This window comes from Agrobacterium sp. FDAARGOS_525 (assembly GCF_003938925.1).
Taxonomy (GTDB): Bacteria; Pseudomonadota; Alphaproteobacteria; order Rhizobiales; family Rhizobiaceae; genus Agrobacterium; species Agrobacterium pusense.
The window spans coordinates 1,331,817-1,343,707 of the sequence record NZ_RKIU01000003.1 but is presented as its reverse complement, the minus strand read 5'-3'; the positions used below and the strand labels follow the sequence as shown (position 1 = coordinate 1,343,707).

General features: G+C 58.2%; 11 protein-coding genes. All 11 read left to right on the top strand.

All coding sequences use genetic code 11. From position 1 onward, the window contains the following. The 11 genes from EGT36_RS07755 to guaA all read left to right on the top strand — a co-directional run bounded on the left by EGT36_RS07755 (position 1) and on the right by guaA (position 11,637). Entirely contained in the window at positions 1-873 is an 873-nt protein-coding gene (locus EGT36_RS07755; protein WP_006699704.1) for an SDR family oxidoreductase, read from the top strand. Between the two features lie 428 nt (positions 874-1,301). Continuing rightward, complete coding sequence (locus EGT36_RS07750; RefSeq protein WP_004439454.1) at positions 1,302-1,667, top strand: septal ring lytic transglycosylase RlpA family protein; 366 nt, start codon at positions 1,302-1,304, stop codon at positions 1,665-1,667. A gap of 61 nt (positions 1,668-1,728) precedes the next feature. After that, positions 1,729-3,018, top strand: a complete 1,290-nt coding sequence (locus EGT36_RS07745; protein WP_037089426.1) for an RsmB/NOP family class I SAM-dependent RNA methyltransferase — start codon at positions 1,729-1,731, stop codon at positions 3,016-3,018. A 154-nt stretch (positions 3,019-3,172) separates the two neighbouring features. Continuing rightward, a complete protein-coding gene (locus tag EGT36_RS07740) occupies positions 3,173-4,450 on the top strand; it encodes an imelysin family protein (RefSeq protein ID WP_037089428.1) in 1,278 nt (425 codons plus the stop codon). Positions 4,451-4,511: 61 nt separating this feature from the next. Next, entirely contained in the window at positions 4,512-6,035 is a 1,524-nt protein-coding gene (locus EGT36_RS07735) for a di-heme oxidoreductase family protein (RefSeq protein WP_125270228.1), read from the top strand. Then, a complete protein-coding gene (locus EGT36_RS07730; protein WP_022555474.1) occupies positions 6,035-7,156 on the top strand; it encodes an imelysin family protein in 1,122 nt (373 codons plus the stop codon). The genes EGT36_RS07735 and EGT36_RS07730 overlap by 1 nt, the downstream gene beginning before the upstream one ends. Positions 7,157-7,160: 4 nt before the next feature. Then, complete coding sequence (locus EGT36_RS07725; RefSeq protein WP_037089601.1) at positions 7,161-8,255, top strand: DUF1513 domain-containing protein; 1,095 nt, start codon at positions 7,161-7,163, stop codon at positions 8,253-8,255. Positions 8,256-8,306: 51 nt separating this feature from the next. Then, entirely contained in the window at positions 8,307-8,759 is a 453-nt protein-coding gene (locus EGT36_RS07720) for a TspO/MBR family protein (RefSeq protein WP_004439437.1), read from the top strand. Between the two features lie 133 nt (positions 8,760-8,892). Further along, the gene (locus EGT36_RS07715; RefSeq protein WP_003520131.1) at positions 8,893-9,342 is read left to right on the top strand and encodes a PaaI family thioesterase; all 450 of its coding nucleotides are present in this window, start codon (positions 8,893-8,895) and stop codon (positions 9,340-9,342) included. After that, complete coding sequence (locus tag EGT36_RS07710) at positions 9,339-9,977, top strand: 5'-methylthioadenosine/S-adenosylhomocysteine nucleosidase (RefSeq protein ID WP_037089430.1); 639 nt, start codon at positions 9,339-9,341, stop codon at positions 9,975-9,977. The genes EGT36_RS07715 and EGT36_RS07710 overlap by 4 nt, the downstream gene beginning before the upstream one ends. A gap of 82 nt (positions 9,978-10,059) precedes the next feature. Beyond that, positions 10,060-11,637: a glutamine-hydrolyzing GMP synthase gene (gene guaA / locus EGT36_RS07705; RefSeq protein WP_125270227.1), complete on the top strand. Its 1,578-nt coding sequence runs from the start codon at positions 10,060-10,062 to the stop codon at positions 11,635-11,637. The last annotated feature ends 254 nt before the right edge of the window (positions 11,638-11,891 follow it).

Here is an 11,891-nt window from a genome sequence, read left to right as displayed (position 1 = left end):
ATGCATGTGATGATTTTTGGCGCGGGTTATTCGGGGAAAGCCATTGCCAACGCGCTGAAATCCCAAGCAGCAGGGATCTCCGGCACCACGCGCAGTCAGGACAAATTCTCTGGCCTCGCCAGCGCACACATGACGCCCTTGCTCTTTGACGGCGTCCAGCTCAATGATGAGCTCGTCGCTGCGATGGGCAATGTCACGCATCTCATACAATCCGTCGCGCCGGGCAAGGATGGCGATCCTCTGCTTCCGCTTCTGGGCGGCGACTTGAAAAAGCTCCTGCCCAATCTGGCATGGATCGCTTATCTTTCTACCGTGGGCGTTTATGGCGACCACGGCGGCGCTTGGGTGGACGAGACAACACCCTGCCGCCCCGTTTCCCCACGTTCTGTTGAGCGGGTAGCGGCTGAGGCCGCATGGACTGAAGCGGCCCGCGACGCCGACGCGCCGCTTTCCATCCTGCGTCTATCCGGAATTTATGGCCCGGGGCGCAATGCCTTCATGAATTTCGAGAAGGGAACGGCGCGGCGGCTGGTGAAGAAGGACCAGGTATTCAATCGCATCCGCGTGGAGGATATCGGCGCGGCGGTTGCCTTCCTGGCACAGAAACACGAAGGCGGCATCTTCAACGTGACCGATGATGAACCCTGCCCCCCGCAGGATGTGGTAAGCTTCGCCGCAGCGCTGATGGGAGTGGAACCACCACCCGAACAGGCCTTTGAAACTGCCGATCTAACACCGATGGCGCGCTCTTTTTATGGCGAGAACAAGCGCGTTTCCAACGCCAGAATTCGCGATCTGGGCTTCGATTTTCGCTTCCCGGAGTACAGGGTCTCGCTTCGACAATTATGGGAAAACGGCCTCTGGCGAGGCTGAAAAATGCCATCTCCAAAAGCGATGAAAAATCCTTCCAATCCCGCTTTTGCGGATGGTTTTCGTCTTATTTCAGCCAATTAGGATTTTATTAACCAAGCCGAAATCACTAAAATCGTAGTCATTAGAAAAATATTTCACTCACATTTCGTGAAGTGGATTCACGAAGCCGTGACTTGCAACAACATTCCCATTGAGCATTGATTCTTCGTTATTTTTTCCGCTTCTTCAAACGGGCGCGGCAATGGCAGCTTCCGGCCGATGATCACGAATGTTACAGTCTGTAACAGTTCGTGATTTGAGATCAGCTTTTTTTCGCCATTTTTCCCTCGCCCTACAATCTCGCATCAAAAGGCGTTCAGGCCAGTTCATGGCCGTTTAGCAAGGGCACAATCAATCGGCGCGGGGCCGATTTTCAGGGAAGCACTGTTTTGAATATCCGTCGTATAACTTTCACCGCTGCAACTATCGCCGCCTGTTCCATCATCGCGCCTCTTCAGGCGAATGCGGCAAATGGTTGTGGAGGCGCATCGTGGTATGCGTTGACCTCCAAGACTGCTTCTGGCGAGCGTATGAACGCCGCCAACCTGACCGCCGCTCACCGCTCCCTGCGGTTCGGCACCAAGGTCAAGGTTACCAACGCGCGCAACGGCAAGGCCGTTGTCGTTCGCATCAATGACCGCGGGCCATTTATCAAGGGTCGCGTTCTCGATCTTTCCAAGGCTGCGGCCAAAAACATCGGCATGATCAACTCCGGCACTGCCAAGGTCTGCTACGAGGTCGTCAAAGCCGATTGAGCCTTGCCCTCGCCGCCATTCGCGTCTACCAACCGGCCTTGTCAGGAAAACGAGGTAGACAATGCGATTAGGCGGGCGTTTGGCCGGAGCAATCGAAGTATTGGCGGATATTGAGGGACGCAGGCGTCCCGTCGCCGATGCTCTGAAGGACTGGGGCCTTGCCCATCGTTTCGCCGGGTCGGGCGACAGGGCCGCGATCGGCAACATCGTCTATGATGCGTTGCGCATGAAACTGTCGCACGCCTGGCTGATGGATGACGACAGCGCCACCTCACTCGGCTACGCTGTTCTGTTGCGTCAATGGGGCAAGAGCTTCACGGAACTGGCAGCGGAATTCGATGGTGACAAATTCGCGCCTGCCGCACCGGACGCAGAAAGACAGCAGGCATTTCTCTCCCGTTCCCTTGCCGAGGCGCCGGCCCATGTTCAGGGCGACATTCCCGATTGGGTGCAATCTTCCTTCGAGACCGCATTCCGGGAGCGCTGGCTGACTGAGGCTCAGGCGCTCAATGAGCGCCCTACTCTCGATCTGCGTGCCAACACCTTGAAGGCGACCCGTGAAAAGGTTTTGAAGGTTCTTGAGGAAAGCGGCGCGGAGGCCACGCACATCGCCCGTCAGGGTGTTCGCATTCCCGCAGGCGAAGGCCCATCCCGCCTGCCGAACGTCACCGCCGAACTCTCCTTTCAGAAGGGCTGGTTCGAAGTGCAGGACGAGGGGTCGCAGATCGTCGCCGATCTCGCCGGCGCGCATGAGGGTGATCAGATCCTCGATTATTGCGCAGGCGGCGGCGGCAAGACGCTGGCCATGGCTGCCAGCATGAACAACAAGGGTCAGGTCCACGCCTTCGACGCCGACCGCAAGCGCCTTGCGCCGATCATCGAACGGCTGAAGCGGGCCGGCACGCGTAATGTGCAGGTTCATGACCGCGCATCGGGCCTCACGCCGTTTCAGGAAAAATTCGACCGCGTTCTCGTCGATGCCCCCTGCACCGGAACCGGAACATGGCGGCGGCGCCCCGACACCAAATGGCGGCTGACCGCGCGCAATCTGGAAGAGCGCGTGCAACAGCAGAGCGAGGCACTTTCGCAGGCCAAGGGATTCGTGCGCCCGGGCGGAGAGCTGCTCTATGTAACCTGTTCGGTGCTTCCCGAAGAAAACGAACAGCAGGTCCGTCGTTTCTGCGAGCAAAATCCAGATTTTGCCATTGGTTCGGCGTTGGAGCGGTGGCAAACGACTTTCGGCAGCAATGCCAACAAACCGCATTCTTCCGACGGCAAGACAGTGACGCTCACGCCTGCAACCACAGATACGGACGGTTTCTTCTTCTGCCTGATGAAACGCAGAGCATAAAAGCATTTTGCATCCAGGGATTTTACCTGGGAAATACAGCACAGGCTTGTTTCAAAGCATTCTAAACTAGAATGTTTGACACAAGTTTGTGATTGGGTCAGAACTCGCTTGCCGCAGCGTGAAGTTATTTCATGCCTGCTCAAGGAGAGGGATCATGATCCGCAAAACCATTCTCAGCGCTTCTTTCGCGCTTCTTGCCGCATCGGCGGCTTTCACCGCGGTTCCTGCAAAGGCTGCCACCGACGCGGCCGCTGTTGTCAAGCACTATGCCGATGTCGCACATGCGAAATACGAGGATTCGCTGATCACAGCGAAGGCGCTGGATAAGGCCGTCGACGCATTGATCGCCACACCGAGCGAAGAAACGTTAAAGGCCGCGCGGGAAGCCTGGATCAAGGCACGTGTTCCCTATCAACAGTCGGAAGTCTATCGTTTCGGCAACCCGATCGTTGACGATTGGGAAGGCAAGGTGAACGCCTGGCCGCTGGACGAAGGCCTGATCGACTACGTCGATGGTTCCTATGGCACGGAAAGCGACGAAAACGAGCTTTATGTTGCGAATATCATCGCCAACCCGAAGATCAAGATCAGTGGTGAAGAGGTCGACGCCTCCAAGATCACCCCGGAACTCATCGAAAGCCTGCACGAGGCGGGCGATGTCGAAGCCAATGTGACGACAGGTTACCACGCCATCGAATTCCTGCTCTGGGGCCAGGATCTGAACGGCACCGGGCCGGGCGCAGGCAACCGCCCTTACACCGATTATGACAAGGCGAAATGCACGAACGGCAATTGCGATCGCCGTGCCGATTATCTGAAATCCGCCTCCACCCTGCTGATCAAGGATCTGCAGGAGATGGTCGACGCCTGGGCGCCGGAAGGCGAAGCAACCAAAACGCTGGAAGGCGATCCGAAGGCAGGCCTAACCGCCATTCTCACCGGCATGGGCTCGCTCTCCTATGGTGAATTGGCCGGCGAACGCATGAAACTTGGCCTTTTGCTGCACGATCCGGAAGAGGAGCATGATTGCTTCTCCGACAATACCTATAATTCGCATCTCAACGACGCGATCGGCATCGCCTCGGCCTATACCGGCGACTATACCCGTGTGGACGGAACGAAGATGACTGGCGCGTCGCTCTCGGAACTGGTCGGCTCCAAAGACAAGGCGTTGAACGACGAGATGCTGGCGAAGCTGGACAAGACGCTCAATGCCATGCACGCGATGGAAAAGCGCGCTCAGACGGTCGAGGCCTACGATCAGATGATCGGCGAGGGCAACAAGGAAGGCAACGCCGTGGTTCAGGCCGCCATCGATGGCCTCCTCGACCAGACGAAGTCGGTCGAACGCGTCATTGCTGCACTCGATCTCGGCAAGATTGACCTCGAAGGATCCGACAGCCTCGATAATCCGAACGCCGTTTTCAAATAAACGGCAAAAACTGGCCGCAGGGAGACTGCGGCCTGTTGCTCCCCGCACGCGTTTGACTTTCATGGAAATGTCTCTGTCGCCGATCCGTAGGCCGTTCTTATTCGCCGGGGCAGCCTGTCTTTTGGCGACGGCGACGCTTGCCGCATCCTTGCGTGACGATCTGACGGAAAATGACAGAAACCGCGTTCTTGCCGTAACCGCTCCGGCGATCGATTTTACCGGCCCGGAGCCTTTCGAAGCCATGTCTGGCGGGGCGTCGACCAATACCAACAGAACTGACAGCAACGCGTTTTCCCATCCGTCAGCCACCATGCCCCCGAAGCGGAGGCAGGATTTTAAGCTTGGCAACGCGCTGTTTCAGAAATTGTGGGTCTCTTCTCCTTCTTCCACGCAGGCTTCAGACGGTTTGGGGCCGCTCTTCAACGCCCGATCCTGCCAGACGTGCCATGTGAAGGATGGCAGGGGCCGTCCGCCTCTTGCCGGCGAAGACGCCGTCTCTCTGTTTCTACGGCTGGCAAGGCCGGCTCGAGACGAGGCGGAACGGACGGCGATCGCGCGCCATGAAGTGTTGAACTTTCCTGACGACACTTATGGACGGCAGCTTCAGAATCTTGCCATTCCCGGCCTTGAGGCCGAGGGCAAGGCTGTCATCACCTATACGGAAAAGCGAGTGTCCCTGGCGGATGGTGAGATGGTGACGTTGCGCCAGCCTGATTATGCCGTGGCAGAGTTGAAATATGGCCCGCTCAGCGCCGATACTTCGCTGTCAGCACGCATTGCCATGCCGACCCTTGGGCTTGGCTTGATAGAAGCTATCAGCGACACCGATATTCTGGCCAACGCCGATCCGGACGACAAGAATGGGGACGGCATTCAAGGGCGTCCCGCTTGGGTCAAGGATCATCGCACCGGCGAAAAGAAAATCGGGAGGTTTGGTTGGAAAGCTCAGAACGCGAGCGTACGCGACCAGAGCGCAAGCGCTTTCTCCCACGATATCGGCATCTCCACACCGGATGCGCCGAATGCCTATGGCGACTGTACCGACAGGCAGAAAAAATGTCTCGCCATGCCAACGGGCGTGCAACCGCGGCTCGGGCCGGTGGAGGCGCCGGATCAGGTTCTCGATCTCGTGACCTTCTACACTGAAAACCTCGCCGTGCCGCAACGGCGTGATGTCGGTGAGCCGATGGTGCTGCGGGGCAAGCAACTCTTTTACGCATCGGGCTGCACGGCCTGCCACTCCCCCAAATTCGTCACCCGACGCGATGCCGCCGATCCGATGCATGCGTTTCAGCTTATCTGGCCCTATTCCGATTTTCTGCTGCATGACATGGGAGAGGAGCTTGCCGATGGCCAACAGGTGGGCGAAGCAAGCGGACGACACTGGCGGACCCAGCCTCTCTGGGGCATAGGTCTGACAGAACGCGTGAATGGCAATGGTTTTTACCTGCATGACGGGCGCGCGCGCAGCCTGACGGAAGCGATATTATGGCATGGCGGCGAAGGTCAGAAAGCGCGCGACGCCTTTGCCGTCTTGAAAAAATCCGACCGGCAGGCTTTGCTGGCCTTTCTGGAGTCTCTTTAATGAAAAAAGCCATGCGAAAAATCTCCGGCCTCATATCCATGCTGATGCTTTTGACGACACAGCCGGCCATGGCCCAGGATGTGGAACTGATGCCGCCGCCACCGCTCGACCCCGCACAGGTACGCGGCGTCATGGAAAAGGCAGTGAACGGCTTCATCCGACCCGGCTACGACCACTTCCGACGCTCGGCAGAGACGCTGGAGGACAGCATGAAGGCTTTCTGCGCGGCGCCTTCTGCTACGACGGAGAAGACGGCGAAGGACGCCTTTGCCGATGCGGTCTCAAGCTGGTCGACCATAGAGATCGTGCGTGTCGGCCCTGTCATCGAACAGAACCGTTTCGAGCGCGTCCTTTATTATCCCGACAAGAAGGGGCTCGGGCTGAAACAGGTTCAGCGTTACCTTTCCGACAAGGATGAAAGCGTTACCACCGCCGAAGGCCTGAGTGGCAAGAGCGTTGCCGCACAGGGGCTGGGCGCCCTGGAATTCATTCTCTACGGCACCGGCGCGAACGAACTTCTTGATAAGAAGGGCGATTTCCGCTGCCGTTTCGGAGCCGCCATTGCCGGCAATATCGCCGATGTCGCGGCAGAGCTTTCCGATAGCTGGAACGCGGCCGATGGCGCACAGAAAAACTGGACGCAGCCGGGGCCTGATAACCCCGTCTTCCGCGACGAACGAGAGGCGCTGGTTGCCCTGCTCGGCATTCTGGTGCACGGCGCCGAGGCGATCCGCGACCAGCGGATCGAGACCTTTTACAAGGGGCCGGACAAGGCGACGTTTCCCCGCACCGCCATTTACTGGCGGTCTGGCCTGACATGGAGAAGCATCTCCACAAACATCAAGGCCATTCAGACACTGCTGCATACCGCCGATATGGCCGAACTCGTCCCCCCCGACCAACGCTCCATCGTAAATTCCATCGACTTCATTGCCAAATCGATGATCCGCGTGGCCGGGACAATCGATGCAGATGTGCAAAAGGCGCTGGATCAGGACGATCAGCGAGCGAAGGTGGATTATCTTCTGCTGAACGGCAAAGACCTTATCTACCGGTTAAACGATCAATATGGCGGCGCGATTGGCCTCAGTTCCGGCTTTTCTTTCGCCGATGGGGATTGAGCCGATGATCTCCGGCGCCAGGCGGACACTGATAGATCGGCGCAGCTTCATCAAAGCGGCGGGAGTTTCCTTCCTCACCGCCTTGGCTCCCCGTTCACTTTATGCGCTTGAGCGGACAGACGCGGTCTTTGCTTCTGCCTTCCGCGCCCGTGACGGGTCCTACGGCATTGCGACGGTGAGCGAGGGCGGCGGGATCATCGACCGCGTCACGCTTCCTGCCCGCGCCCATGGAATGGCGACGAGCCGCGCGACCGGCATGACCGTGGCCTTTGCCCGCCGGCCGGGGACATTCTTTATGGCCTTCGACCCCGGGGGGCATCGCGAACCGATCGTGATGCACACGCCGGAAAACCGCCATTTCTACGGTCATGGACAGTTTTCGCCAGATGGGTCGATCCTCTATGCCAGCGAAAACGACTTCGACGGCAATCGTGGCGTTATCGGGCTCTATGACGCCAGAAACGGCTTCATACGCATCGGCGAATATGACGCGCATGGCGTCGGCACGCATGACATGACGGTGAGCGACGACGGGCGAACGATCATCATCGCCAATGGTGGTATCGAAACCCATCCGGATTTCGGCCGCACCAAGCTCAACGTCGACAGGATGCAACCTTCTCTCGTGCTGCTGGACGCAGCAACCGGCCATTTGATTCAGAAACACGCGATGCCGAACGGACTGCGGCAGCTATCCACACGTCATGTCGATATCGGGGATGACGGGCGCATCTGGTTCGCCTGCCAGTATGAAGGACCGCGCAACGATCTTCCGCCACTTGTCGGCCATTTCTCTAGGGGTGAGGATGTAACCTTTGTGGATCTACCGGAAGAAACAACGGTCCGCCTTGCCAATTATGTGGGTGCCATCGCCGTCAACCGACGCGATCAGCTGGTTGGCCTGACCTCGCCCAACGGCAACGCCGCCGTGACGCTGGATGCAAAAACCGGGCGTGTGGTTTCCGAGACGACAGTGCGGGACGCGGCAGGTGTTGCGCCCGCCTTAAGAGGCATCGCGGTTTCGTCCTATCAGGGGTTTTTCGGAACCCGGCGCAGCGATGTGGCATGGGACCAGCACATCGTGCGGCTATCCAGCTAAAATATTGAAAAAACAGGGGAACAAAAGCCCAGCCGGCGCATTGGACCGATTATGAGAAATCTTGCGATCTATATTGTCTTTGTGGTTGTCGTTGTTGCCGTAGGGGCGTTGATCGGCGTCAACAATGTACCCGGCGAATGGTATCAATCGCTGCAGAAGCCTTTCTTCAATCCGCCCAACTGGATTTTCGGGCCTGTCTGGACCGCGCTTTACGTGCTGATCGGCGTTGCTGGCGCGCGGACATGGATTCGCAGGCCGATGGGAACGCGCATGCGGCTCTGGTTCACCCAGATGGTACTGAACTTTCTGTGGTCGCCGATCTTTTTCGGCATGCAAAGTCCGGCTGGCGCATTGATTGTCATCATCCCGATGCTGATCAGCATCGTCGCCTTTATAGCGCTCTCCTATCGTCGTGACCGCATATCAATGTGGCTTTTCGTACCCTATGCCGTATGGGTCGCCTTTGCGACGGTGCTCAACGCAAGCATCGGCATGCTTAACTAAAGTGCTTGCGCATTTCCAAAGGAAAAGCGCGCTGGATTTTTCCTAATTTCTCTAATTTGCCGCATCGCCCTTGTCTTGCCTGCCGCCCCGCGCCATGTCAGTTTGCGATGAGGCAGAAGCAGGCAGGCAGGCCATGGAGATCACTGATCCCGGCGATTTTCGTCAGCGGATAGAAAGAAGCTTTGCGCGGCAGGGCGTGGTTCAGGCGATTAACGCCGAAATCAGCCGTATCGAACACCGGCTGGTGGAAATCGAACTCCCTTTTCATGAAAAGCTGACGCAGCAGCACGGCATACTGCATGCGGGTGTCATCGCCGCCGGTCTGGATACCGCCTGCACCTATGCCGCCTATACGATCATTGAGCCGGAAGCCTCGCTGCTGACCATCGAGTTCAAGGTGAACCTCATGTCGCCGGGACGCGGCGAGCGGTTTCTGTTTCGCGGCGAGATCATCAAGCCCGGCAATAATCTTATCGTCGCCGATGGTCGCGCCTATGCCCTGTCCGATGGGCCGGCAAAGCTGATCGCCTCAATGACGGGCACGATGATGGTGGTTAAAGGACGCGAGGATATTACCGGATGAGCTACCAGCTTATGCATGTCGCGGATAAATCACTCCTGTTCGTCATGGCGGCTTCCGCCGAATACGGTCCCCACCTGCAGTCACGCATCACACCGCTGATGACCGGTGTTGGACCCGTCGAAGCGGCTATTGCGGTCACGACCGTTCTTGCCGGTCTCGATACGGCGGGCCATCTGCCAGACCTCGTTGTGTCGCTCGGCTCCGCCGGTTCCCGCACGCTCGAACAGACCGCAATCTACCAGGCAGTGTCGGTTTCTTATCGTGACATGGATGCCTCTCCCTTCGGTTTTGCGAAGGGTTGCACACCGTTTCTCGACCTGCCGGCGGAGGTGGCCTTGCCCTTGCGGATACCCGACGTTGCCGGGGCGCGGCTTTCCACCGGCGCCAATGTCGTTTCCGGCGAGGCCTATGGGCTGATCGACGCCGATATGGTGGAAATGGAGACATATGCAGTTTTAAGAGCATGCCAGCGTTTCGGTTTACCGCTGATTGGCCTGCGCGGTATTTCCGACGGCAAGGCCGATGTGAAACACGTGAATGACTGGACCGAGTATCTGCACATCATCGATGAAAAACTGGCGGATGCCGTTGACCGGCTCTGTCGCGCTATCGAAGACGGCGCGATAGCCCTCTGAACCTTGCGATTTTCGCGATTTTCTACTGTTTGCCACCCGCTTCCGGGTTGCCTAAAGCCGCCATTTTCTTTAAAGGCTCGCCATGACCCAGATAGCCCATCCCGACAGCATTCTCATCATCGATTTCGGCAGCCAGGTGACGCAGCTGATTGCGCGCCGCATCCGCGAAGCCGGGGTCTATTGCGAAATCCACCCGTTCCAGAATGCCGCAGAGGCGTTTGAGAAACTTCAGCCCAAGGGCGTGATATTCTCCGGCGGCCCCGCATCTGTCACGGCGGAAGGAAGCCCGCGCCCGCCGCAGGCAGTGTTCGACAGCAAGGTACCGATCCTCGGCATCTGCTATGGCCAGCAGACACTGTGCACACAGCTCGGCGGCGTTGTCGAGGGCGGCCATGCGGCGGAATTCGGCCGCGCCGATATCGACATCAAGAAGGCTAGCCCGCTGTTCGAAGGCTTCTGGGAGCAGGGCAAAAGCTACCCGGTGTGGATGAGCCATGGCGACCGCGTGACGAAGCTGCCGGAAGGCTTCGAGGTCATCGCAACCTCCGAAAACGCACCGTTCGCCATCGCAGCGGACGAGAAGCGGCACTATTACTCCACCATGTTCCATCCGGAAGTGGTGCATACGCCCGATGGCGGCAAGCTGCTGTCAAACTTCGTGCACAAGATCGTTGGTCTGAAATCCGACTGGACGATGGCGGCCTATCGCGCCGAGATGATCCGCAAGATCCGCGAGCAGGTCGGCACCGGCCGGGTGCTCTGTGCACTTTCAGGTGGCGTCGATTCTTCGGTTGCAGCTATTCTCATTCATGAGGCTATCGGCGACCAGCTGACCTGCGTTTACGTCGATCATGGGCTGATGCGGCTTGGGGAAAGCGAACAGGTCGTCGGCATGTTCCGCGACCACTACAATATTCCGCTTGTTCATGTGGACGCATCCGACCTGTTCCTCGGCGAACTCTCCGGCGTTTCCGATCCGGAAGTGAAGCGCAAGACCATCGGCCGTCTGTTCATCGAGGTTTTCGAGGCCGAAGCGGCCAAGATTGCCGCCGATGGCAAGGGTGCTCCGAACTTCCTCGCGCAGGGCACGCTCTACCCCGACGTCATCGAAAGTGTCTCCTTCTCCGGTGGCCCTTCGGTGACCATCAAGAGCCACCACAATGTCGGCGGTCTTCCCGAGCGCATGAACATGCAACTCGTCGAGCCGCTGCGTGAACTCTTCAAGGACGAAGTGCGCGCTCTTGGCCGCGAACTCGGCCTGCCGGAAAGCTTCATCGGCCGCCATCCCTTCCCCGGTCCGGGTCTTGCGATCCGATGCCCCGGTGCGATTACCCGTGAAAAGCTCGATATCCTGCGTAAAGCGGATGCGATCTATCTCGACGAGATCCGCAAGGCCGGTCTTTACGACACCATCTGGCAGGCTTTCGCCGTGCTGCTGCCGGTCCAGACTGTTGGCGTCATGGGCGACTACCGAACCTATGACTTCGTCTGTGCGCTGCGCGCGGTGACCTCGGTGGACGGCATGACTGCGGATTTCTATCCCTACGACATGAACTTCCTCGGCCGTGCGGCAACCCGCATCATCAACGAAGTGCGCGGCATCAACCGTGTCGTCTACGATGTCACGAGCAAGCCGCCCGGCACGATCGAGTGGGAATAATTCGGGCCTACCCAAACACCGCCGATAGCCGCCGATATCCCTCCATAACACGCTGAAAATAAATAATTTTTCTCCCGCCATCTTTCGCTGTCAATCGCTGGGCAAGCCTCGCGATCGACGGCGGGGCTGACGGTATGGGGCGTCTTGTGACATCGCAGAATTGCATATACCGTCATGGCTTAGAGAGCTTGTGACGGTATTTTTTTGACCTTATTCCATTGAGAATAAAGGGAAATCTTCCGTAAGGATTGATC

Excerpts from the sequence above, each read along its gene's own strand:
- EGT36_RS07710 (WP_037089430.1), top strand. The coding sequence starts at position 9,339 with ATGAGCTACCAGCTTATGCATGTCGCGGATAAATCACTCCTGTTCGTC.
- EGT36_RS07745 (WP_037089426.1), top strand. The coding sequence starts at position 1,729 with ATGCGATTAGGCGGGCGTTTGGCCGGAGCAATCGAAGTATTGGCGGAT.
- EGT36_RS07755 (WP_006699704.1), top strand. The coding sequence starts at position 1 with ATGCATGTGATGATTTTTGGCGCGGGTTATTCGGGGAAAGCCATTGCC.
- EGT36_RS07735 (WP_125270228.1), top strand. The coding sequence starts at position 4,512 with ATGGAAATGTCTCTGTCGCCGATCCGTAGGCCGTTCTTATTCGCCGGG.
- EGT36_RS07730 (WP_022555474.1), top strand. The coding sequence starts at position 6,035 with ATGAAAAAAGCCATGCGAAAAATCTCCGGCCTCATATCCATGCTGATG.
- EGT36_RS07740 (WP_037089428.1), top strand. The coding sequence starts at position 3,173 with ATGATCCGCAAAACCATTCTCAGCGCTTCTTTCGCGCTTCTTGCCGCA.
- guaA (WP_125270227.1), top strand. The coding sequence starts at position 10,060 with ATGACCCAGATAGCCCATCCCGACAGCATTCTCATCATCGATTTCGGC.
- EGT36_RS07725 (WP_037089601.1), top strand. The coding sequence starts at position 7,161 with ATGATCTCCGGCGCCAGGCGGACACTGATAGATCGGCGCAGCTTCATC.
- EGT36_RS07720 (WP_004439437.1), top strand. The coding sequence starts at position 8,307 with ATGAGAAATCTTGCGATCTATATTGTCTTTGTGGTTGTCGTTGTTGCC.
- EGT36_RS07715 (WP_003520131.1), top strand. The coding sequence starts at position 8,893 with ATGGAGATCACTGATCCCGGCGATTTTCGTCAGCGGATAGAAAGAAGC.